Annotated in this window: 18 protein-coding genes; 8 read left to right on the top strand and 10 right to left on the bottom strand. The window is 59.8% G+C overall.

All coding sequences use genetic code 11. The annotated features are described in order from the left end of the window. Positions 1-63: 63 nt before the first annotated feature. Positions 64-657 carry a phosphoheptose isomerase gene (locus tag MEB48_RS26660; protein ID WP_030129809.1) on the top strand — a complete coding sequence of 198 codons (594 nt, stop codon included), beginning with the start codon at positions 64-66 and terminating at the stop codon, positions 655-657. After that, positions 654-1,232 (top strand): BON domain-containing protein, encoded by a 579-nt coding sequence (locus MEB48_RS26655; protein ID WP_237886764.1) that lies wholly within the window; start codon positions 654-656, stop codon positions 1,230-1,232. Before MEB48_RS26660 ends, MEB48_RS26655 begins: the two co-directional genes overlap by 4 nt. Before the next feature lie 124 nt (positions 1,233-1,356). Here the strand turns inward: MEB48_RS26655 and MEB48_RS26650 are convergent, their stop codons facing one another. After that, on the bottom strand, positions 1,357-1,668 hold the full coding sequence (locus MEB48_RS26650; protein WP_007905538.1) for a Nif3-like dinuclear metal center hexameric protein: 312 nt from the start codon (positions 1,666-1,668) through the stop codon (positions 1,357-1,359). A gap of 5 nt (positions 1,669-1,673) precedes the next feature. Further along, a complete protein-coding gene (gene purL, locus MEB48_RS26645; RefSeq protein ID WP_237886763.1) occupies positions 1,674-5,570 on the bottom strand; it encodes a phosphoribosylformylglycinamidine synthase in 3,897 nt (1,298 codons plus the stop codon). Between the two features lie 274 nt (positions 5,571-5,844). Here purL and mltF point away from each other — a divergent pair, with 274 nt between their 5' ends. Beyond that, positions 5,845-7,305, top strand: a complete 1,461-nt coding sequence (gene mltF / locus MEB48_RS26640) for a membrane-bound lytic murein transglycosylase MltF (RefSeq protein ID WP_237886762.1) — start codon at positions 5,845-5,847, stop codon at positions 7,303-7,305. A 129-nt stretch (positions 7,306-7,434) separates the two neighbouring features. Here mltF and pdxJ read toward each other — a convergent pair whose 3' ends face one another. The 8 genes from pdxJ to lptF all read right to left on the bottom strand — a co-directional run bounded on the left by pdxJ (position 7,435) and on the right by lptF (position 15,894). After that, positions 7,435-8,184, bottom strand: coding sequence for a pyridoxine 5'-phosphate synthase (gene pdxJ, locus MEB48_RS26635; protein WP_237886761.1), 750 nt, complete (start codon positions 8,182-8,184; stop codon positions 7,435-7,437). An 81-nt stretch (positions 8,185-8,265) separates the two neighbouring features. After that, complete coding sequence (recO, locus tag MEB48_RS26630; RefSeq protein ID WP_237886760.1) at positions 8,266-8,952, bottom strand: DNA repair protein RecO; 687 nt, start codon at positions 8,950-8,952, stop codon at positions 8,266-8,268. 169 nt (positions 8,953-9,121) lie between these two features. Beyond that, positions 9,122-10,024 (bottom strand): GTPase Era, encoded by a 903-nt coding sequence (era, locus tag MEB48_RS26625; RefSeq protein ID WP_237886759.1) that lies wholly within the window; start codon positions 10,022-10,024, stop codon positions 9,122-9,124. Beyond that, positions 10,017-10,706 carry a ribonuclease III gene (gene rnc / locus MEB48_RS26620; RefSeq protein ID WP_237886758.1) on the bottom strand — a complete coding sequence of 230 codons (690 nt, stop codon included), beginning with the start codon at positions 10,704-10,706 and terminating at the stop codon, positions 10,017-10,019. Before rnc ends, era begins: the two co-directional genes overlap by 8 nt. Before the next feature lie 184 nt (positions 10,707-10,890). After that, complete coding sequence (gene lepB / locus MEB48_RS26615; protein WP_237886757.1) at positions 10,891-11,745, bottom strand: signal peptidase I; 855 nt, start codon at positions 11,743-11,745, stop codon at positions 10,891-10,893. 5 nt (positions 11,746-11,750) lie between these two features. Continuing rightward, positions 11,751-13,550 (bottom strand): translation elongation factor 4, encoded by a 1,800-nt coding sequence (lepA, locus tag MEB48_RS26610; protein ID WP_237886756.1) that lies wholly within the window; start codon positions 13,548-13,550, stop codon positions 11,751-11,753. A gap of 171 nt (positions 13,551-13,721) precedes the next feature. Beyond that, positions 13,722-14,783, bottom strand: a complete 1,062-nt coding sequence (gene lptG, locus MEB48_RS26605; RefSeq protein WP_237886755.1) for an LPS export ABC transporter permease LptG — start codon at positions 14,781-14,783, stop codon at positions 13,722-13,724. After that, entirely contained in the window at positions 14,776-15,894 is a 1,119-nt protein-coding gene (gene lptF / locus MEB48_RS26600; RefSeq protein ID WP_095051238.1) for an LPS export ABC transporter permease LptF, read from the bottom strand. The genes lptG and lptF overlap by 8 nt, the downstream gene beginning before the upstream one ends. A 294-nt stretch (positions 15,895-16,188) precedes the next feature. On the opposite strand from lptF, the gene MEB48_RS26595 reads away from it, so the two are divergent. From MEB48_RS26595 to rlmF, 5 genes are all read left to right on the top strand, one after another. Continuing rightward, complete coding sequence (locus tag MEB48_RS26595; RefSeq protein WP_237886754.1) at positions 16,189-17,679, top strand: leucyl aminopeptidase; 1,491 nt, start codon at positions 16,189-16,191, stop codon at positions 17,677-17,679. A 60-nt stretch (positions 17,680-17,739) separates the two neighbouring features. Further along, positions 17,740-18,168 carry a DNA polymerase III subunit chi gene (locus MEB48_RS26590; RefSeq protein ID WP_237886753.1) on the top strand — a complete coding sequence of 143 codons (429 nt, stop codon included), beginning with the start codon at positions 17,740-17,742 and terminating at the stop codon, positions 18,166-18,168. An 8-nt stretch (positions 18,169-18,176) separates the two neighbouring features. Then, the gene (locus MEB48_RS26585; protein ID WP_237886752.1) at positions 18,177-18,563 is read left to right on the top strand and encodes a DNA polymerase III subunit chi; all 387 of its coding nucleotides are present in this window, start codon (positions 18,177-18,179) and stop codon (positions 18,561-18,563) included. A gap of 237 nt (positions 18,564-18,800) precedes the next feature. Continuing rightward, the gene (locus tag MEB48_RS26580; protein ID WP_237886751.1) at positions 18,801-21,647 is read left to right on the top strand and encodes a valine--tRNA ligase; all 2,847 of its coding nucleotides are present in this window, start codon (positions 18,801-18,803) and stop codon (positions 21,645-21,647) included. 276 nt (positions 21,648-21,923) lie between these two features. After that, positions 21,924-22,946 (top strand): 23S rRNA (adenine(1618)-N(6))-methyltransferase RlmF, encoded by a 1,023-nt coding sequence (gene rlmF / locus MEB48_RS26575; RefSeq protein ID WP_237886750.1) that lies wholly within the window; start codon positions 21,924-21,926, stop codon positions 22,944-22,946. Positions 22,947-23,096: the final 150 nt, after the last annotated feature.

The following is a 23,096-nucleotide window of genomic DNA, read 5'->3' as shown; positions in this document are numbered from 1 at the left end:
GCTCTTTGCTTTGCGGGCTGCACATTCATGTGCCGAGTAGCCGCGCTAATTAAGGTCACACAGATGGACATGCAATCGCGAATTCGCCAGCTTTTTCAGGCCAGTATCGACACCAAGCAACAGGCGATGGACGTACTTGCACCGCACATCGAGCAAGCCAGCCAGGTCATGGTCAACGCCCTGCTCAACGAGGGCAAAATGCTGTCCTGCGGCAACGGCGGTTCCGCCGGTGATGCACAGCACTTCTCGTCCGAGCTGCTCAATCGCTTCGAACGCGAGCGCCCGAGCCTGCCCGCCATCGCGCTGACGACCGACAGCTCGACGATCACTTCGATCGCCAACGATTACAGCTACAACGAAATCTTCTCCAAACAGATTCGTGCACTCGGCCAACCAGGTGATGTATTGCTGGCGATTTCCACCAGCGGTAACTCGGCAAACATAATTCAAGCGATCCAGGCCGCACATGATCGCGAAATGATTGTCGTAGCATTGACCGGTCGTGATGGCGGCGGCATGGCGTCACTGCTATTGCCTGAGGACGTCGAGATTCGCGTACCGGCCAACGTCACTGCACGCATTCAGGAAGTCCACCTGCTGGCGATCCATTGCCTTTGCGATTTGATCGACAGCCAAATATTCGGGAGTGAAGAATGACCCCTAATCGCCTGGGCCTTCTGGCCTTGACCCTGTGCCTCGGCATCAGCGGCTGCACCTCGGTGGTTAACGCCAGCCGTGAAGCACCGATTGACGATGACCGCGGCACCCGCACCTTCGGCAGCAAGATCGACGACTCCCTGATCGAAACCAAGGCGGGTGTAAACATCGCCAAGGCCGATCCAGACCTGGACAACAACTCGCACATCGTCGTCACCAGCTTCAACGGTGTGGTGCTGCTCGCCGGGCAAACCCCTCGCGCCGACCTCAAGGCCAAGGCCGAACAGGTTGCCGCCTCCGTTCAGCGGGTAAAGAAGGTTCACAACGAGCTGCAAGTATTGGCGCCCTCCTCGCTGCTGGCGCGCCAGAATGACACCTGGCTGACCACCAAGATCAAGACGCAGATGCTCACCGATTCTTCCATTCCAGGCTCGCGCATCAAAGTCGTGACTGAAAACGGCATCGTCTATTTGCTGGGCCTGCTGACCAAGCAGGAAGCGGCCCAGGCGACCAATCTGGTGCAAGGCGTTTCCGGCGTGCAAAAGATCGTGAAGTTGTTTGAGTACATCGACTGATCCCATTGCGACACGCGAGCCCGCACCGGGCGGTTCACCCACAAGATTGCGCCCAAACCGGGCGCCCATAAAAAAACCCGCTGAAATCACTTCAGCGGGTTTTTTATTTCAGCGGCCAGGAAGATCAGAAATCCTCCAACCGCCATACCTCATAAGCCGGCGTCTCATAGGGATGGCTCTCTTTCAGAGCCACCACCACCGCCCGAATCAACTCATCGCTGACCACAAGCTCAACCTTCCATTCCTCAACCTGCTCGACCTGCCCCGCTTCACCAATGAACGGCTGACTGCCATCCAGTGGACGAAACTGACCCAACCCAAACACCTGCCACGCACAATGATCATAAGCCCCGATCCGCCCACCACCGGCAGCGAACACAGCGCTTTTGACCACCTCGACATGACTGGCCGGAACAAAAAAACCGAGCTTGTACACGGCGCTTAGTTCACCCACACGCGAGCATTACGGAACATACGCATCCAAGGTGCGTCTTCGTTCCAGTCTTCCGAACGCCACGAGTTCTGCACGGCGCGGAATACACGCTCCGGGTGCGGCATCATGATGGTCACGCGACCGTCACGACTGGTCAGCCCGGTGATACCGCGCGGCGAGCCGTTCGGGTTGGCCGGGTAGTTTTCGGTGACCTTGCCGTGGTTGTCGACGAAACGCATCGCCACGCACCCCGACAGATCGGCTTCCAGCAACGCTTCTTCGCTGGCGAATTCGGCATGACCTTCACCGTGCGCGATGGCGATCGGCATGCGCGAACCGGCCATGCCCTGCAGGAAGATCGAGTTCGACTCCTGGATCTGTACCATCGCCACGCGGGCTTCGAACTGCTCGGAACGGTTGCGCACGAAGTGTGGCCAGAACTCGCTGCCCGGGATCAGCTCGTGCAGGTTGGACATCATCTGGCAACCGTTGCACACGCCGAGGGTGAAGCTGTCGTTACGTTCGAAGAAGCCCTGGAAAGCATCGCGAGCGCGGCTGTTGAACAGCGCGGACTTGGCCCAGCCTTCGCCGGCACCCAGTACGTCGCCGTAGGAGAAACCGCCGCAAGCGACCATGCCCTTGAAGTCGTTCAGGTCGACACGGCCGGCCAGAATATCGCTCATGTGCACGTCGATCGCGTTGAAACCGGCGCGGTCGAACGCGGCCGCCATTTCCACCTGACCGTTGACGCCCTGCTCACGCAGCACGGCAACCTGTGGGCGAATGCCTTTCTTGATGTAAGGCGCGGCGACGTCCTGGTTGACGTCGTAGCTCAGCTTGACGCTCAGGCCCGGGTTGTCTTCTTCCAGCAGCACGTCGAATTCTTGTTCGGCGCAGTCGGCGTTATCACGCAGACGCTGGATCTGGTAGCTGGTTTCAGCCCACTGACGTTGCAGCAGACGACGCTGACCTTCGAACACGGTGTCGCCGTTGAAGGTGATGCTGATCTCGCCGTTGTTCATTGGCTGACCAATCACCGACACGCAGTCGCCCAAACCGGCAGCGCTGAACTGCGCGAGGATGTCTGGAGTGGCGTCCTGGCGAACCTGGATCACGGCACCCAGCTCTTCGTTGAACAGGATCGCGGCGATGTCGTCGGAGGTTTCTGCCAGACCGTCGAGGTTCAGGCTCAGGCCGCAGTGACCGGCGAAGGCCATTTCCACCACGCTGGTCAGCAGACCACCGTCGGAACGGTCGTGGTAAGCCAGCAAATGACCGTCGGCGTTGAGGCCCTGGATCACGGCGAAGAAGGCTTTCAGGTCTTCGGCGTCATCGACGTCCGGTGCCTGCTTGCCGAGTTTGCCGTGAACCTGAGCGAGGATCGAAGCGCCCATGCGATTCTGACCGTGACCGAGGTCGATCAGGATCAGGTCGGTGGTGCCCTTGTCCATCCGTAGTTGCGGGGTCAGGGTCTGACGGATGTCAGCCACTGGCGCAAACCCGGTCACGATCAGCGACATTGGCGAAGTCACAGTCTTGTCGACGCCTTCGTCGTTCCAGCGGGTGGCCATGGACATCGAGTCCTTGCCCACCGGAATGGTGATGCCCAGCTCTGGGCACAGTTCCATGCCGACCGCTTTCACGGTGTCGTACAGACGCGCGTCTTCACCCGGGTGACCGGCGGCGGACATCCAGTTCGCCGACAGTTTGATGTCGGAGATTTTGGCGATGCGCGATGCCGCGATGTTGGTCAGGGTTTCGCCGATGGCCATGCGGCCCGACGCCGGAGCGTCCAGCAGAGCCAGCGGAGTGCGCTCGCCCATGGCCATGGCTTCACCGGTGTAGACGTCGAAGCTGGTGGCGGTGACGGCAACGTCGGCCACCGGAACCTGCCACGGGCCGACCATCTGGTCACGGGCCACGAGGCCGGTAATGGTGCGGTCGCCGATGGTAATCAGGAAGCTTTTGCTGGCCACGGCCGGGTGATGCAGAACGCGCTCGACGCAGTCGGCGATCTCGAGGGTCGACGGATCGAAATCGTCGCCCAGCTCGTTTTCGCGAACGGCCGAACGGTGCATGCGCGGGGCTTTGCCCAGCAGCACTTCGAGCGGCATGTCCACCGGGCTGTTGCCGAAGTGGCTATCCGTGACAGTAAGCTGCGGTTCGGCAGTGGCTTCGCCGACCACGGCAAACGGGCAACGCTCACGTTCGCAGATCGCCTGGAAGCGCTCGAAGTCCGCAGGGCCGACTGCCAGAACGTAGCGTTCCTGGGATTCGTTACTCCAGATTTCGTGCGGGGCCATGCCCGGCTCGTCGTTTGGAATGTTGCGCAGTTCGAAGCGACCGCCACGGTTGCCGTCGTTGACCAGTTCCGGGAAGGCATTGGACAGACCGCCTGCGCCGACGTCATGGATGAAGCTGATCGGGTTGTGTTCACCCAACTGCCAGCAACGGTCGATGACTTCCTGGCAGCGACGCTCCATTTCCGGGTTTTCGCGCTGTACCGATGCGAAGTCCAGATCCGCCGAGCTGGTGCCGGTGGCCATGGAAGAGGCAGCGCCGCCGCCCAGGCCGATGAGCATTGCCGGGCCACCAAGCACGATCAGCTTGGAGCCAACGGTGATCTCACCTTTCTGCACGTGTTCGGCACGGATGTTACCCATGCCGCCAGCCAGCATGATCGGCTTGTGGTAACCGCGAACTTCGTCGCCACGCGGGGTGGTGATCGACTGTTCGAAGGTACGGAAGTAACCGGTCAGGGCCGGACGGCCGAATTCGTTGTTGAACGCGGCACCGCCCAACGGGCCTTCGATCATGATGTCCAGCGCGGTAACGATGCGCTCAGGCTTGCCGTACGGCACTTCCCACGGCTGCTCGAAGCCCGGGATCTGCAGGTTGGATACGGTGAAACCGGTCAGGCCAGCCTTTGGCTTGGCGCCGCGACCGGTTGCGCCTTCGTCACGAATCTCGCCGCCAGAACCGGTGGATGCGCCTGGGAACGGGGCGATCGCGGTCGGGTGGTTGTGAGTTTCGACTTTCATCAGGATGTGCACCGGTTCCTGCACCGCGCCGTACTGGCGGGTTTCAGGGTCCGGGAAGAAACGGCCGGCAACGGAGCCGACAATCACCGAGGCGTTGTCTTTATAAGCCGACAGAACACCTTCGCTGTGCATCTGGTAGGTGTTCTTGATCATGCCGAACAGGCTTTTTTCCTGGCTCTGACCGTCGATATCCCAACTGGCGTTGAAGATCTTGTGACGGCAGTGCTCGGAGTTTGCCTGGGCAAACATCATCAATTCGATGTCATGCGGGTTGCGCTTCAAGCCGACGAAGGCTGCGACCAGATAGTCGATCTCGTCTTCGGCCAAGGCCAGGCCCAGCTCGGTGTTGGCTTTTTCCAGCGCGGCGCGGCCGCCACCCAACACGTCGATCGCGGTCAGGGGCTTTGGCTCGGCGTGGCTGAACAGGCCGGCGGCTTGTTCGAGGTTACCGAGGACAATCTGGGTCATACGGTCATGCAGCGCGTCCGAGATCAGCTGCGCTTCGGCGTCGCTGAACTGGCCGGCGACGTAGAACGCGATACCGCGCTCCAGGCGCTGGATCTTGGTCAGGCCGCAGTTGCGAGCGATGTCGCTGGCTTTACTGGACCACGGCGAGATGGTGCCAAAACGTGGCAACACCAGAAACAGACGACCGGTTGGCTCTTGTACTGGAACGCTTGGGCCGTACTTCAGAAGGCGCGCGAGCACCTGCTGTTCGTCGCCGGTCAGGACGCCGGTAACTTCGGCGAAGTGAGCGAATTCAGCATACAAGCCACTGACAGCCGGAACCTTCTGGCTCAGTTGCTCAAGGAGTTTGCTGTGGCGAAAGGCAGAAAGGGCAGGAGCGCCGCGCAGGATCAACATCTTCGGGACAGCCTCGGGAAGGGGTGTGCTTTGAGGCCGTGCATTCTAGCCTAAACCGCTCGCGACAGCACCCGAAACGGTACGCACGGCTGTACCCGAACGTCGGGCCGGGTATTCGGGCCCGAAACAGGCGCGCGCCGCAGGTTATTTTTTCTGTCACAAAATGCTGTTCGGGCCCATTCCTGCGGGCCCCAAGCGGGATTCAGACTCTCTAGCAGACAAGCCCTTCGCTGTCGAGATATGGCGCTTGTGGTCCTTTGCGTATACTGCGCAAATGTTTTCCCCAACGGCTTTGCGTCCGCGGTATGCCAAATGGCTGATCGCAACCGGACTCTTCCTGGTGCTCAGTGGCTGTGTTGATAAACCCAACACGCTGGAGCGCGTAAAGGAGGATGGCGTGCTGCGGGTGGTTACCCGTAACAGTCCCGCCACCTACTTTCAGGATCGCAACGGTGAAACCGGCTTCGAATACGAGCTGGTGAAGCGTTTCGCCGACGATCTGGGGGTCGAACTCAAGATCGAAACTGCCGACAATCTCGACGACCTGTTCAATCAGGTGGGCAAGCCCAATGGCCCGGTGCTGGCTGCTGCCGGCCTGGTCAGCAGCGAGCAACGCAAACAGCAGGTGCGGTTCTCCCACTCTTACCTTGAAGTCACCCCACAGATCATCTACCGCAACGGTCAGTCGCGGCCGACCGACGCAGGCGATCTGGTCGGCAAGAAGATCATGGTGCTCAAGGGCAGCACCCACGCCGAGCAATTGGCGGAGCTGAAAAAGAAATTCCCTGGCATCGAGTACGAAGAATCCGACCAGGTTGAAGTGGTCGACTTGTTGCGCATGGTCGATGAAGACCAGATCGACCTGACCCTGGTCGACTCCAACGAAGTCGCGATGAACCAGGTGTATTTCACCAACATACGGGTCGCCTTCGATCTCGGTGACGCCAGCAATCAGAGCTGGGCCGTGGCCGCCGGCGAAGACAACAGCCTGCTCAACGAGATCAACACTTATCTCGACAAAGTGAAGAAAAACGGCACCCTGCAACGCCTCAAAGACCGCTATTACGGGCACGTCGACGTGCTGGGTTACATGGGCGCCTACACCTTCGCCCAGCATCTTCAGCAGCGGTTGCCCAAGTATGAACAGCACTTCAAGACGTACGCCAAGAAAGAGAAAGTCGACTGGCGCTTGTTGGCGGCGATTGGTTATCAGGAATCGTTGTGGCAAGCGGCGGTCACGTCCAAGACCGGCGTGCGCGGACTGATGATGCTGACCCAGAACACGGCGCAAGCGATGGGCGTGTCCAATCGGCTCGACCCCAAGCAGAGCATCATGGGCGGCGCGAAGTACCTGGCGTATATGAAGGAGCAATTGGACGAGTCGATTCAGGAGCCGGATCGTACGTGGTTCGCGCTCGCAGCCTACAACGTCGGCAGCGGTCATCTGGATGACGCGCGCAAACTGACGGCCAAGGCAGGGTTGAACCCGGACAAGTGGCTGGACGTGAAGAAGATCCTGCCGCGCCTGTCGCAGAAACAGTGGTACAGCAAGACCCGCTATGGCTATGCCCGCGGTGGCGAGCCAGTGCATTTCGTGGCGAACATCCGTCGTTACTACGACATCCTGACATGGGTCACGCAGCCGCAGCTGGAAGGCAATCAGGTGGCCGAGGGCAACCTGCATGTGCCGGGAGTCGACAAGACCAAGCCGAGCCAGGAAACCCCGCCGCTTTAAATTTTTGCTGTTTTCAATGACGCCTTCGCGGGCAAGCCTCGCTCCTACAGGTTCGCGTCGAGTACATAGTTGCCGTTCAACTCGGACCTGTAGGAGCGAGGCTTGCCCGCGAAGGCAGCACCGCCGATCTCAACCCTTTAGTGCAGCAGCCGCCAGAATCAACGCCTTCATCTCCGACACCGCCGACTTGAATCCGACGAACAACGCATGGGCCACCAGCGCATGACCGATGTTCAGTTCATTGATGCCCTTGATCGCCGCAACAGCCTCGACGTTGTGATAGTGCAGACCGTGACCGGCGTTGACGATCAGCCCTTGGGCCAGACCGAATGCCACGCCATCGGCCACGCGCTTGAGCTCTTCAGCCACTTCGGTTGGCGTCTCGGCATCCGCATAACGCCCGGTGTGCAATTCGATGGCCGGCGCACCGACACGGCGGGACGCTTCGATCTGCCGTTCGTCAGCGTCGATGAATAGCGACACTTCACAGCCGATTTTCGCCAGACGATCCACCGCCGCCTTGATCCGCGACTCCTGTCCAGCCACATCCAGACCGCCTTCGGTGGTCAGCTCCTGACGAGTTTCCGGGACCAGGCAAATGTGCGCCGGGCGGATGCGCTCGGCAAAGGCCATCATTTCTTCGGTGACGCCCATTTCGAAGTTCATGCGGGTTTGCAGCACGTCCTTGAGCAGCAGCACATCGCGCTCCTGAATGTGCCGACGGTCTTCACGCAGGTGCACGGTGATACCGTCAGCGCCCGCCTCTTCCGCGTCCAGCGCTGCCTTGACCGGATCCGGGTAGCGAGTACCGCGGGCCTGACGCAGGGTGGCAACGTGGTCGATGTTCACGCCAAGAAGAATGCGATTGCTGGTGGTCACGGAAGCGCTCCTGAAGAAGGGTAAGTTCGGTGCACAGCATACACGGGGAGACAGGGTCTGTTGACGCAGCATCAACAGTTCTTACGGCTTGCGAAACAACTCGCGACTGACCAGAGGACGACCGCCCAAATGAACGGCCAAAGCCTGACGCATCAAGCGCTTGGCGGCGGACAGCGCACCAGGCGCGGACCAGTCGGCATCGGCCATGGCCAGCAGCTCAGAGCCATTGAACAGACCCGGTTGCAGCAGATAGACCCGTTCCAGGCCTGCATCCACTTGCAAGCGATAGAGGCCATCCGGCGCGATAGGGTCGCCGTGGATGTCGGCGTTCAGGACAAAGCCGTAACCGAGGTCGTCGAGCAAGCGCCATTCGAAGGACCGCAGTAATGGTTCCAGTGGACGACCTTCGGCCAGGGCGAGCAGGGTCGCGGCGTAGTGATCGAAGACCCCGGGATGAGGATCTTCGGCGGGCAGCAGGCGGATCAGCAACTCGTTGAGGTAAAGGCCGCTGAACAGCGCCTCGCCGTTGAGCCAGGTGGAAACACCGGCGCTTTCCATGCGACCGACGTTTTTCAGCTCACCCCGTCCCCGAAACTCGACTTCCAGCGGCACGAACGGCCGCGCCAATGTCCCGGCCTTGCCCCGTGCGCTACGCAACACCGCGCGCAGCCGACCTTGCGGCGTAAGGAAATCCACCAGCGCGCTGTTTTCGCGGTAGGCGCGGCTGTGGAGGACGTAGGCGGGTTGGCCTATGGGGGTTTGAGACATGGGAGTCAGGGTTCTCAATGACGGAACGCAGTTTTATAAACAACCCAAAACCAATGTGGGAGCGGGCTTGCTCGCGAAAGCAGTGCAACAGTCAACATCAATGCTGAATGTTACATCCTCTTCGCGAGCAAGCCCGCTCCCACAGTAGATCTATGTGCTGCCAAGCAGTTTACAGGTCGCCATAACCCAGCGAACGCAGCGCACGCTCGTCGTCAGACCAGCCACCCTTAACCTTGACCCAGAGGTTGAGCATGATCTTGGAGTCGAACAGCAGCTCCATGTCCTTGCGCGCCTCGGTGCCGATGCGCTTGATGCGCTCGCCCTTGTCGCCAATGATGATTTTCTTCTGGCCGTCACGTTCGACGAGGATCAAGGCATGGATGTGCAGGGTTTTGCCCTGCTGCTTGAACTCTTCGATTTCCACGGTGATCTGGTACGGCAGCTCGGCACCCAACTGGCGCATGATTTTCTCGCGCACCAGTTCGGCAGCAAGGAAGCGGCTGCTGCGGTCGGTGATCTGATCTTCGGGGAAGAAGTGATCGTTTTCCGGCAGGTGCTCGGCGATCACTCGTTCCAGTGTGTCCAGGTTGTGCCCGTGTTGGGCCGAGATCGGCATGATCTGCGCATTCGGCAGCTGTTCCTGCAACCAGGTCAGATGCGGCATCAGCTCGGCTTTGTCTTCGATACGGTCGGTCTTGTTCAGCGCCACGATCAGCGGGCCGGTCACGTACTGAACGCGCTCGAGGACCATCTGGTCTTCGTCGGTCCACTTGGTGCGGTCAACCACGAAGATCACCACGTCGACGTCTTTCAACGCCGCCGAAGCGGTCTTGTTCATGTAGCGGTTCAGGGCCTTTTCGCCGCCCTTGTGCATGCCCGGGGTGTCGACGTAGATCGCTTGCACGTCGCCTTCGGTCTTGATGCCGAGCATGTTGTGACGGGTGGTCTGCGGCTTGCGCGAGGTGATCGCCAGCTTCTGACCCAGAATGTGGTTCAGCAGCGTGGACTTGCCCACGTTGGGACGGCCGACGATGGCAACATAGCCACAGCGAGTTGCGGTTGTATCAGTCATTGCCATTCTCCACACCCAGGGCAATCAGTGCTGCGGCGGCCGCTACCTGTTCGGCAATACGACGACTCACACCCTGACCTCGGCTTTTTTCATTCAGTAAGATGATTTCACATTCGACGAAGAACGTCCGGCAATGTGGCTCACCCTGGATATCCACCACTTCGTAACGTGGCAGCTCACAACCACGGGACTGCAGGAATTCCTGCAGGCGGGTTTTCGGATCTTTGTTGGTGTCGACCAGCGTCAGGCCTTCGAACTCTCCGGCCAGCCAGGCCAGCACGCGCGCACGCGCCACGTCCATGCCGGCGTCCAGGTAGATCGCACCGATCAGCGCTTCCAGGGCATCGGCCAGAATCGACTCGCGACGGAAACCGCCGCTTTTCAATTCACCGGACCCCAGGCGCAGGTAATCGCCCAGGTCGAAACCACGGGCCAGTACGGCCAGGGTCTCACCTTTCACCAAGCGTGCGCGCAAACGCGACAACTGGCCTTCGCGGGCCAGCGGGAAGCGATCGAACAGCGCCTCGCCAGCGACGAAGTTGAGGATGGCATCACCGAGGAACTCCAGGCGTTCGTTGTTGCGCCCGGCGAAGCTGCGGTGAGTCAGGGCCAGAACCATCAGCTCCTGGTCTTTGAAGGTGTAGCCGAGCTGACGCTCTAGACGGCTTAAGGAGGCGCTCACGGTTTACCCACGCTGAGTTCGTGGCTGGATTCCACCGCCATCGCCGTGGTGCGGCGCAGGCTTGGGACAATTAACGCTGTGTTCAAAAATAACGTCCTGAATATCGTTGTTTTCATGCTTCTGTCGCCGATTATGCCGGTTCCAGAAATGCATTCGGCGCTGTGTTCAACAGCGCCGTGTGTGATTACTTGATCAGGCCAACCCGCGAGAAATTCGGCAGGTGACTGAGTTTGGGTTCCGGCCAGCTCATCCAGACCGCGAAGGCCTTGCCGACGATATTCTTGTCGGGAACCATGCCCAGCAGATCCTTGGGAATACTCGGATCATCCCAGTAGCGACTGTCGTTCGAGTTGTCGCGGTTGTCGCCCATCATGAAGTAGTGCCCGGCAGGCACGGTCCACGAACGATCCGGCGTTGCGCGGTAGCGGCTCATTTCCTTGCGGATAAGGTGCTCGGCAACGCCGAGTTTTTCCTTGTAGAGCTCGGCGCTGCCCAACGTGCCTGGCTCGGAACCGACCAATTGTTCGGCGACCGATTCACCGTTGACGAACAGACGCTTGTCAGCGGTGTAGCGAATCTGGTCACCCGGCAGGCCCACCACACGCTTGATGTAATTGACGTTCGGGTCGCTCGGGTAGCGGAACACCATCACATCGCCGCGCTGCGGATCACCGACTTCGATGACTTTCTTGTCGATCACCGGCAGGCGGATCCCGTAAGAAAATTTGTTCACCAGAATGAAGTCGCCGACGTCCAGGGTCGGTTTCATCGAGCCGGAAGGAATCTGGAACGGCTCCACCAGGAACGAACGCAGCACCAGCACGATGAACAACACCGGGAAGAACGACTTGCCGTATTCGACCAGCAGCGGCTCTTTGTTCAGTTTCTCGACCACCACCATGTCAGCCTGGCTGACGCTACCCTGATAAGAGTTAATGGCAGCCCGGCGCCGCGGCGCCAGGAACAGCAGATCGAGCAACGCCAACAGGCCGCAGACGAACACGGCGATGACCAGCAACAGCGGGAAATTTAGTGACATAGGACCTAACTATCCAACCTGAGCACTGCAAGGAAAGCTTCTTGTGGAATCTCCACGTTACCGACCTGCTTCATGCGTTTTTTACCGGCCTTTTGCTTTTCCAACAGCTTGCGCTTACGGCTAACGTCACCGCCGTAGCATTTGGCCAATACGTTCTTTCTGAGTGCCTTGACGGAAGTCCGCGCAATGATCTGCCCGCCGATGGCGGCCTGGATCGCGACGTCGAACATCTGGCGCGGAATCAGTTCTTTCATCTTCTCGGTCAACTGGCGACCTTTGTAGTGCGCATTGTCGCGGTGCACGATCAGCGCCAGGGCGTCGACCTTGTCACCGTTGATCAACACATCCAGTTTCACCAGATTAGCTGATTGATAACGGTCGAAATGGTAATCCAGCGAAGCATAGCCACGACTGGTGGATTTCAGACGGTCGAAGAAATCGAGGACCACTTCGTTCATCGGCAAATCGTAGGTCACTTGTACCTGGGTACCGAGGAACAGCATGTCGTGCTGCACGCCACGCTTTTCGATACACAGGGTAATGACGTTACCCAGGTGTTCTTGCGGCACAAGGATATTGGCCCGCACGATTGGCTCGCGCATGTCCTCGATCGACGACAGGTCCGGGAGCTTCGACGGGTTATCGACGTAAATCGTTTCACCGGTTTTCAGCAACAGCTCGAAAATAACCGTCGGCGCCGTGGTGATCAGGTCCAGGTCGTACTCGCGCTCCAGGCGCTCCTGGATGATTTCCATGTGCAGCATGCCGAGGAACCCGCAACGGAAGCCGAAACCCAGCGCGTCGGAGCTTTCCGGGGTGTACTGCAGGGACGAGTCGTTGAGGGTGAGCTTTTGCAGGGCTTCACGGAAATCTTCGAAGTCGTCGGAGCTGACCGGGAACAGACCGGCGTACACCTGCGGCTGAATGCGTTTGAAGCCTGGCAGCACGTCAACGTCGGGCGTGGAGCTCAAGGTCAGGGTGTCACCGACCGGTGCACCGTGAATGTCCTTGATGCTGGCAATGATGAAGCCCACTTCACCGGCCTTCAGGTCAGCGGTAGGCGTGTGTTTCGGGTTGAATACACCGACGCTGTCCACCAGGTGGATCTTGCCGGTGGATTTGACGAGGATCTTGTCGCCCTTCTTCACGCGACCGTGGCGCACGCGAACCAGGGAAACAACGCCCAGGTAGTTGTCGAACCAGGAGTCGATGATCAACGCTTGCAGCGGATCTTCGATGTTGCCGGTCGGCGCAGGAATGGTGGTGACGAGGCGCTCAAGCACTTCGTCGACGCCCAGACCAGTCTTGGCAGAGCACTCGACCGCGTCGGTGGCATCGATGCCGATGATTTTTTCGATTTCTTCTTTGACGCGCTCCGGATCGGCCTGTGGCAGGTCGATCTTGTTCAGAACCGGCATCACTTCCAGGCCCTGCTCGATCGCCGTGTAGCAGTTGGCAACCGACTGCGCCTCAACGCCCTGACCGGCATCGACCACCAGCAACGCACCTTCACAAGCCGCCAGCGACCGGCTGACTTCGTAGGTGAAGTCAACGTGGCCGGGGGTGTCAATGAAGTTCAGCTGGTACTTGATGCCATCGCGAGCAGTGTAATAAAGGGTGACGCTGTGGGCCTTGATGGTGATCCCGCGTTCACGTTCCAGGTCCATGGAGTCCAGCACCTGGGCTTCCATTTCGCGCTCGGCAAGGCCGCCGCACATCTGGATGAAGCGATCGGCCAGCGTCGACTTGCCATGGTCAATGTGGGCGATGATGGAGAAATTGCGGATATGACTCAAATCACTCACGGATCAACACTCAAAAAGGCTGCAGGCATAGCCCGCCGAAAAATAGCCGGGAATTGTACCTGATCCACGGCGCAAGCGTCACGTTCGCAGGTCAGACGGCGCCTACAAAAACGCCCCGGTCTTGCGACAGGGGAGTTTTGAGTGACAGGCAAGGTCGGGGAAAACCCGCGATCAACCGGCCCGGCGCAATAACCAGACTCCGGCCAGGGCACAGACACCGGCCGGCACCAGCACCGCAAACAGCGGCGAGAAACCGAACACCAGGCTCGAAGGCCCGAGCAAATCCTGGACAATGCGGAAGGTGAAACCCACCAGCACGCCGGTAAAGACCCGCTGACCGAGGGTCACCGAACGCAGCGGGCCGAAGATGAAGGAAATCGCCATCAGCACCAATGCAGCGGTCACCAGCGGCTGCAACACCTTGACCCAAAATGCCAGCCAGTAACGACCGTTGCTCAGGCCCTGGTCAGCCAGGTAGTGAATGTAACTCCACAGACCGGTGATCGACAGTGATTCAGGCGCCATCACCACAGTGCTCAGCAGTTGTGGGCTCAGGGCAACTTCCCAGCGCTCGACCGGGGTTGTCACCACTTCGGTGCTCTTTTCATGGAACAGCGTGGTCGTGACGTCGTTCAGTTGCCAGTGATCCGTATCGAATTCCGCGCGCTTGGCGAAGCTTGAAGACAGCATGTGGCGCTGATCGTCGAAGCGATAACGGGTCACGCCGTACAGCAGACCATTGGGTTGCACAGAGTTGACGTGAATGAACTCGTCACCCTGCCGGTGCCACAGACCGTGCCTGGCGCTTTGTGCATCGCCACTGCCCTGGGCCAGGGAACGATTGGCCTGAGCAGTAACTTCCGTGGCTGGCGCGACGTATTCGCCGATCACCAGCCCCACCACCATCAACAGCAGCATCGGCTTCATCACAGCCCAGACGATCCGCCCGAGCGACACGCCCGCCGCGCGCATGATGGTCAGTTCGCTATGACTGGCCAGACTGCCAAGGCCGATCAGGCACCCGATCAGCGCCGCCATCGGCAACATGTCGTACAGACGGCGCGGCGCGGTCAGCAAGACGTAACTCAAAACATCCATCAAGGTGTAGGTATCGCTGACTTCGCTCATCTCATCGATGAAGGCAAACAGCGTGGCCAGACCGAGGATGATCCCCAGTACTGCCAGGATCGCCATGAACACGCTACTACCGATGTAGCGATCGAGCTTATCCACGGGCCACCTCCAGCGCACTGCGGCGACTCGCCATCTTCAAGCGCAGTGGCTCCCAGTACAGCAAGCCCAGACCGATGGCCAGGAAGATCGCATGCACCCACCACAAACCCAGTGCCGGCGGGATCTTGCCCTTTTCGAGGGCGCCGCGAGCGGCAATCAGGATGGTCAGGTAAGCCATATAAAGAAGAATCGCCGGCAGCAGCTTGAGGAAACGGCCCTGGCGCGGGTTGACCCGCGACAGCGGCACCGCCATCAGGGTCACGATGAAGACCAGCAGCGGCAATGAGAGACGCCATTGCAGTTCGGTACGCGAGCGGATGTCATCGTTGCCCAGCAGGGAGCGGGTGGTCATCGCGTCACGATCGGTGACTTCGTCGCTGACATCCGGCTTGGGCAGCAATACGCCGTATTCCTCATATTTGATGGCGCGGTAATCGGCCTGACCCGGATTACCGTCGTAGCGGTAGCCGTTGTCGAGGATCAGATACCGATTGCCGTCGGGGCGAATTTCCTGACGGCCCTTCTCGGCCACCAGTACGGAAATCCCCCGATCCTTTTTGTCGGAATTTACATTCTTTTGCGAAATGAACACGCCGTTCAGATTGATGCGGTCATCCGACAATTGCTCGGTGTAGGTCACGCGAGTACCGTCGCGCAAAGCCTGGAATCGGCCTGGTTCGAGGGTATCGAACTCAGTCAGTGCATCCTGTTTGTTCAGCAGCAACTGGAACTGGTTGGCACCCTGTGGCGCCAGGCTCAGGCTCAGCCATGCCACCACCAGCGCAACCAGCGTGGCCGGAAAGAGCGTGATGCGAAACAGCCGCTGCTGGCTCATGCCGGTGGCGGACAGCACGGTCATTTCGCTGTCGAGGTACAGACGACCGTAGGCCAGCAAAATCCCGAGAAACAGCCCCAAAGGCAGGATCAACTGCAGGAAACCCGGCAGACGGAAACCCATGATCAGGAACAGCGAGCCCGGATCCAGAAGGCCAGAGGCCGCCTGGGCAAGGTATTTGATGAAACGCCCGCTCATGATGATGACCAGTAACACGGCGCTGACGGCGCTCAAGGTCAACAGGACTTCGCGGGATAGGTAACGGAAGACAATCAAACCAGACACTCCAGGGTTGTCAGGCTAAGCGGCCAAACAAACGTATCAGTCGGCCCGCAGGGCAGAGCCGCCGAAAAAGAGGCGCATTATCCTGTGATTGGGTGCGCCTGTCACTGCGCATGCTGAAGGAGGCGCCTGAACCGCTGAAGTTCGCACCAACCGAGGGTTGTCAGGCGCAACCGGCGAGGTTCAAACTGCCGCCTTTGTCGCGGGCACTGCTACCTGCGTCTTTCTACTTATTAAGCAAGCCTTCTGCGCGTTGCGCACTTTGACCATTAATTCAGGGACCCGGACATGGAACTGGTTGTAAAAAGCGTTAGCCCGGAAACGTTGAAGACTGCCACGCTGGTGGTCTCCGTCGGTGAGGGCCGCAAGCTCGGCGCCGTTGCCAAACAACTCGACGAACTGAGCGGCGGCACCATCAGTGCAGTACTCAAGCGCGGCGACCTGGCTGGCAAAGTCGGCCAGAGCCTGTTGCTGCACAGCCTGCCTAACCTCAAGGCCGAGCGCGTGCTGCTGGTGGGCGTGGGCAAGGACCTCGAACTGAGCGATCGCCCGTTCCGCAAAATCATCGCCGGAATCCTCAACACCCTTAAAGGCCTGGGCGGCAGCGATGCAGTGCTGGCTCTGGACGAAGTCGTGGTCAAAGGCCGCGACAGCTATGGCAAGACTCGCCTGCTGGCCGAAACCCTGGTGGATGGTAAGTACACCTTCGACCAGTTCAAGAGCCAGAAAGCCGACCCGCTCGCCCTGAAAAAAGTCACCCTGGTGACCATCAAGGCAGCACAGGCTGAAGTCGAACGCGCCGTGGCCCACGCCACCGCGATCGCTAATGGTATGGCCTTCACCCGCAACCTGGGCAACCTGCCGCCGAACATTTGCCACCCGACGTTCCTGGGCGAGCAAGCCAAGAACCTGGGCAAAGAATTCAAGAGTCTGAAAGTCGAAGTCCTCGATGAGAAAAAGATCAAGGACCTGGGCATGGGCTCGTTCTACGCCGTCGGCCAGGGCAGCGCCCAGCCACCGCGCCTGATCGTCATGCAGTACAACGGCGGCAAGAAATCCGAGAAGCCGTACGCACTGGTCGGCAAAGGCATCACCTTCGACACCGGTGGCATCAGCCTCAAGCCCGGCGCCGGCATGGATGAAATGAAATACGACATGGGCGGCGGCGCCAGCGTGTTCGGTACCCTGCGTGCCGTGCTTGAGCTGAAACTGCCGATCAACCTGGTGTGCATCCTGGCCTGCGCCGAGAACATGCCGAGCGGCAACGCTTCGCGTCCGGGCGACATCGTCACCACCATGAGCGGCCAGACTGTGGAAATCCTCAACACCGACGCCGAAGGCCGTCTGGTGCTGTGCGATGCCCTGACCTACTCCGAACGCTTCAAGCCGCAAGCGGTGATCGACATCGCCACCCTGACCGGTGCTTGTGTCGTCGCACTGGGCTCTCACACCTCGGGCCTGCTGGGCAACAACGACGAACTGATCGGCCAACTGCTGAGCGCTGGCCAATCCGCCGACGACCGCGCCTGGCAACTGCCGCTGTTCGATGAATATCAAGAGCAGCTGGACAGCCCGTTCGCCGACATCGCCAACATTGGCGGCCCGAAAGCCGGCACCATCACCGCTGCCTGCTTCCTGTCACGCTTCACCAAGAACCTGAACTGGGCGCACCTGGACATCGCCGGCACGGCCTGGACCAGCGGCGGCAAGGACAAGGGCGCCACTGGCCGTCCGGTTCCCCTGCTGACCCAATACCTGCTGGACCGCGCCAAGGCCTGAAACCGATGAACCTGAGTGGCGTCACTTTTCGGTGACGCCGCTCAGGACTCAGGAACCGCAATGACCAAAGTCGACTTCTATATCCTGCCCAGCGCCGATCCTTCGGCACGGCTGGATTTCGCCTGCAAGCTCACCGAAAAAGCCTGGCGCATGGGCCACCGCATTTACCTGCATTGCAGCGATGCCGCCCAGCGTGATGACCTCGATGCGCGGTTGTGGGCCTTCAAGGGCGAAAGCTTCGTGCCCCACGGTCCCGCCGAAAACGAGCCGGACGATTTGATTGTCCTGGGTCTTGGCGATGACTGCGGTCAGCATCAGGATCTGCTGATCAATCTCGACCTGAAAGTCCCGGCCTTCGCCAACAAATTCGCTCGGGTGGCGGAAGTGGTGGTGGAAGATCCGACGATTCGTTCGGCTGCACGGGAGAGTTTCCGTTTCTACCGCGAACAGGGCTATCCTCTGCAAGATCACCGTTTACAGCGACTCTGAGCATTCCGATGGACACTCCAAAACCGCAACATTCCGCGCACCTGCTGGATGACCTCGAGTCGATCCGCCAACTGCTCGGCGATGACAACCTGCAACCGCCCTTGCTGACCGACACGGTCATTGAAGGTGATCAGGAACAGATCCCCATGCTGTTCGACACTGTCGGCAATGCGCCGCAACCGGTCGAAACAACACCACCGCCTGCTCCAGTCGCGCAACCATCGCCTGCCGCCAGCAAAGGCCCCGACGCCCTGCTGCATCTGGACAGCGAATTGCGCGCCGCCGCGCTATTGATCATGCAAGACGTGATCGACGACTTCGCCCCGCACATCGAAACCGAAATCAAACGCCGTCTGGATGCGCGGATGGAACGGTTGTTGAGCCAGTACGAATAAACACCACCCTTCTAATGTGGGAGCGGGCTTGCTCGCGAAGAGGCCATAACATTCAACATTAGTGTTGGATGACAGGCCGCCTTCGCGAGCAAGTCGAATCGTCGCACCGCCGCTCCCACATTTTTTTTGTGCAATGGCTGATGGTCAGCTCAACCCGTGATCAACTCGCCCTACGCCCCACGCCCCGCTATACTTGCCGGCTTTTCCTGAATAAATGCCAATAGGGTCCCGCCGCGCATGGATAAGACCTACCAGCCGCACGCCATTGAAACTTCCTGGTACAACACTTGGGAGTCCGAGAACTACTTCGCCCCGCAAGGTGCGGGCGAGTCCTACACCATTATGATCCCGCCGCCGAACGTCACCGGCAGCCTGCACATGGGTCACGGCTTCAACAACGCGATCATGGACGCCCTGATCCGTTTCCGCCGCATGCAGGGTCGCAACACCCTGTGGCAGCCAGGTACCGACCACGCCGGTATCGCCACGCAAATGCTGGTGGAGCGTCAACTCGAAGCCCAGGGCCAGAATCGCCACGATCTGGGCCGCGAGAAATTCCTCGAGAAAGTCTGGGAGTGGAAGGATCAGTCCGGCGGCAACATCAGCCGTCAGATCCGCCGCCTCGGCTCGTCCGTGGACTGGAGCCGTGAGCGCTTCACCATGGACGACGGCCTCTCGGAAGCGGTTAAAGAAGCGTTCGTGCGCCTGCACGAAGACGGCTTGATCTATCGCGGCAAGCGTCTGGTCAACTGGGACACCAAGCTGCACACGGCGATTTCCGACCTCGAAGTGGAAAACCACGACGAGAAAGGTTTCCTGTGGAACCTGAAATACCCGCTGGCCGACGGCGCCAAAACCGCTGAAGGCAAGGATTACCTGATCGTCGCGACCACTCGCCCGGAAACCATGCTCGGCGACGCCGCCGTGGCGGTTAACCCGAACGATGAGCGCTACAAAGCCCTGATCGGCAAATTTGTCGAGCTGCCGCTGGTCGGCCGCCGCATTCCGATCATCGCCGATGATTATTGCGATCCTGAATTCGGCACCGGCTGCGTGAAAATCACCCCGGCCCACGATTTCAACGACTACGAAGTCGGCAAGCGCCACAACCTGCCGCTGCTGAACATTTTTGACAAGAACGCCAATGTTCTGCCCGCAGCCCAAGTGTTCAACCTGGACGGCACGCTGAACACCGAAGTCGACGGCAAACTCCCGGCCGAATACGCCGGCCTTGACCGCTTCGAAGCGCGCAAACAGATCGTCGCAGCATTCGAAGCCGCCGGCCTGCTGGTCAGCGTCGACGATCACGCCCTGAAAGTGCCGAAAGGCGACCGCTCCGGCACCATCATCGAACCGTGGTTGACCGACCAATGGTACGTCTCCACCAAACCATTGGCCGAGCCGGCCATCGCTGCGGTTGAAGACGGCCGCATTCAGTTCGTGCCGAAACAATACGAAAACATGTACTTCTCGTGGATGCGCGACATCCAGGATTGGTGCATCAGCCGTCAGCTGTGGTGGGGCCACCGGATTCCGGCCTGGTACGACGAGTCGGGCAAGGTCTATGTCGGTCGCGACGAAGCCGAAGTACGGGCCAAGAACAACCTCGGCCCGGACGTTGCGCTGCAACAGGACAACGACGTTCTGGATACCTGGTTCAGTTCGGGCCTGTGGACGTTCTCCACGCTCGGCTGGCCGGCGCAGACCGAATTCCTGAAAAAATTCCACTCCACCGATGTACTGGTGACCGGTTTCGACATCATTTTCTTCTGGGTTGCCCGGATGATCATGCTCACCATGCACTTGGTGAAAAACGAAGACGGCACGCCGCAGGTTCCGTTCAAGACCGTTTATGTGCACGGTCTGGTACGTGATGGCCAGGGCCAGAAGATGTCCAAGTCCAAGGGCAACGTCCTGGACCCGCTGGACATCATCGACGGCATCGAGCTGGAAGAGCTGGTGCAGAAACGCACCTCCGGCATGATGCAGCCGAAACTGGCGAAGAAGATCGAGAAGCAGACCCGCGACGAGTTCGCCGACGGCATCGCCAGCTACGGCACCGACGCCCTGCGCTTCACGTTCTGCTCGCTGGCATCGACCGGTCGCGACATCAAGTTCGACATGGGCCGCGTCGAAGGCTATCGCAACTTCTGCAACAAGATCTGGAACGCCGCGCGTTACGTGCTGGACAAGGGCGAAGACTGCGGTCAGAACGGCGAAGCCTACGAGCTGTCCCTGGCGGATCGCTGGATCATTTCGCAGCTGCAACGCACCGAAGCCGAAGTGACCCGTCAGCTCGATCAGTTCCGTTTCGACCTGGCCGCACAAGCCTTGTACGAGTTCATCTGGAACCAGTATTGCGATTGGTACCTGGAACTGTCCAAGCCTGTGCTGTGGGACGAAAATGCACCGGTCGAACGTCAGCGCGGCACCCGCCGCACCCTGGTTCGAGTGCTGGAAGTCGCGCTGCGTCTGGCGCACCCGTTCATGCCGTTCATCACCGAAGAAATCTGGCAGCGCGTCGCGCCGCTGGCCGGTATCGAAGGCAAGACGATCATGCTGCAACCTTGGCCAGTGGCCAATGACGCACGCATCGATCAGGGCGCCGAAGACGACATCGAATGGCTCAAGGGCCTGATGCTCGGCACGCGTAACATCCGTGGCGAAATGAACATCGGTCCGGGCAAGCCGCTGAACCTGTTCCTGAAAAACGTCAGCGCCGAAGATCAGCGCCGTCTCACCGAGAACGAAGCGCTGCTGAAGAAGCTGGCGCGTCTGGAATCGATCACCGTGCTGAAGGCCGGCGAAGAAGCACCGCTGTCCGCCACCGCACTGGTCGGCGAGATGGAAGTGCTGGTGCCGATGGCCGGCCTGATCGACAAGGACGCCGAACTGGCTCGTCTGGACAAGGAAATCCTGCGTCTGCAGGGTGAAGTTCAGCGTGTTGGCGGCAAGCTGTCCAACGCCGGTTTCGTTGATAAGGCCCCGGCCGAAGTCATCGAAAAGGAACGCGCCAAACTGGCCGAAGCTGAACAGGCTTTGGGCAAACTGGCCGAGCAGCATGCGCGGATTGCCAGTTTGTAACGGTAAATCGCAATGAAAAAGGGAGGCCCGCAACGGCCTCCCTTTTTTATGCCCGCCCCTTTCCTCAAAACACCGTAAATCCCCCTGTGGGAGCGGGCTTGCTCGCGAAGGCATTCTTACATCCAACATTCAAGTCGCCTGAGACACCGCTTTCGCGAGCAAGCCCGCTCCCACATTTGATCAGTGTGACCAGCACGATGGGCGATCGACACCACTCCCACACTGGATGTGGGACAATACCCGCCACTTTTAGCCATACCCGAATCGACAACGCCCATGAACGCCCCCCGCACACCAAGACCTGCGCGCAAGAAGCCTGACTCCGCTACTCCGGCCAAAGCCGTGGAGCCGCGCGAGAAGGCCAGCCTGCATCCGCGCAATCGCCATCAGGGTCGTTACGACTTCCCGGCGCTGATCAAGAGCACGCCGGAACTGGCGAAGTTCGTGATCATCAACCCGTATGGCAAGGAAAGCATCGACTTCGCCAGCCCGGACGCGGTGCGGGTGTTCAACCGGGCGCTGCTCAAGTCGTTCTACGGCATTGCCCATTGGGACATCCCGGCCGATTACCTGTGCCCACCCGTTCCGGGCCGCGCCGACTACGTGCACTTTTTGGCCGACCTGCTGGCCAGCGTCAACGACGGCGAGATTCCTCGCGGTGCGCCGGTCAAGGTGCTCGATATCGGCATGGGCGCCAACTGCGTCTATCCATTGATCGGCTACAGCGACTACCGCTGGCACTTCCTCGGCTCGGAAATCGACCCGACGGCCGTGGCCGCCGCCAAAGCCATCGTGCAGTCCAACGGGCTGAACAAAGCCATCCAGCTGCGCCAGCAAAGCAATCCCAAACACATTCTGCTAGGCCTGCTCGAACCCGGCGAACGCTTTGACCTGACCATGTGCAACCCGCCGTTCCACGCCTCGATGGACGAGGCTACCCGGGGCAGTGAGCGTAAATGGCGCGCACTGGGCCGCGCCGATCCGAAACGCAAACTGCCGGTGCTGAACTTCGGCGGCCAGTCCGCCGAACTGTGGTGTGAAGGTGGCGAAGCGCGGTTTGTGACGCAATTGATCGCTGAGAGTGCGCATTTCCAACACAAAGTGCTTTGGTTCAGCACCCTGGTCTCGAAAGCCTCGAACCTGCCTGCGATCCAGACGGCGCTGAAAAAGGCCGGCGTATTGGAAAGCCAGGTGGTGGAAATGTCCCAAGGGCAGAAGCAAAGCCGATTCGTCGCCTGGACATTCCAGACTAAAAACGAACAGCAGGTCTGGCGCGAACGCTGGGCGCGTAAAAGCTGATTAGCTGACCGACGTAGATCAACTAATGAAATGGCTACCCCCGGCCCCCTGCGATTGCCCACTAAGCTTTCGCAGGGGGCCTATCGGAGACCGTTGCCATGAAAGTAGCTATTGCCGCCATCGACCTGGGAAAACACACCTTTCATCTGC

It is taken from the genome of Pseudomonas sp. PGPR40 (genome assembly GCF_022014505.1).
Lineage (GTDB): Bacteria > Pseudomonadota > Gammaproteobacteria > Pseudomonadales > Pseudomonadaceae > Aquipseudomonas.
This window is presented reverse-complemented; position numbering and strand designations above follow the sequence as displayed.

What these genes read in the sequence shown, in the direction of transcription:
- era (WP_237886759.1), bottom strand. Translation starts at nt 10,024, where the DNA reads ATGACTGATACAACCGCAACTCGCTGTGGCTATGTTGCCATCGTCGGC.
- MEB48_RS26585 (WP_237886752.1), top strand. Translation starts at nt 18,177, where the DNA reads ATGGACACTCCAAAACCGCAACATTCCGCGCACCTGCTGGATGACCTC.
- recO (WP_237886760.1), bottom strand. Translation starts at nt 8,952, where the DNA reads ATGTCTCAAACCCCCATAGGCCAACCCGCCTACGTCCTCCACAGCCGC.
- MEB48_RS26660 (WP_030129809.1), top strand. Translation starts at nt 64, where the DNA reads ATGGACATGCAATCGCGAATTCGCCAGCTTTTTCAGGCCAGTATCGAC.
- MEB48_RS26590 (WP_237886753.1), top strand. Translation starts at nt 17,740, where the DNA reads ATGACCAAAGTCGACTTCTATATCCTGCCCAGCGCCGATCCTTCGGCA.
- purL (WP_237886763.1), bottom strand. Translation starts at nt 5,570, where the DNA reads ATGTTGATCCTGCGCGGCGCTCCTGCCCTTTCTGCCTTTCGCCACAGC.
- MEB48_RS26595 (WP_237886754.1), top strand. Translation starts at nt 16,189, where the DNA reads ATGGAACTGGTTGTAAAAAGCGTTAGCCCGGAAACGTTGAAGACTGCC.
- lepB (WP_237886757.1), bottom strand. Translation starts at nt 11,745, where the DNA reads ATGTCACTAAATTTCCCGCTGTTGCTGGTCATCGCCGTGTTCGTCTGC.
- MEB48_RS26655 (WP_237886764.1), top strand. Translation starts at nt 654, where the DNA reads ATGACCCCTAATCGCCTGGGCCTTCTGGCCTTGACCCTGTGCCTCGGC.
- MEB48_RS26580 (WP_237886751.1), top strand. Translation starts at nt 18,801, where the DNA reads ATGGATAAGACCTACCAGCCGCACGCCATTGAAACTTCCTGGTACAAC.
- rlmF (WP_237886750.1), top strand. Translation starts at nt 21,924, where the DNA reads ATGAACGCCCCCCGCACACCAAGACCTGCGCGCAAGAAGCCTGACTCC.
- mltF (WP_237886762.1), top strand. Translation starts at nt 5,845, where the DNA reads ATGTTTTCCCCAACGGCTTTGCGTCCGCGGTATGCCAAATGGCTGATC.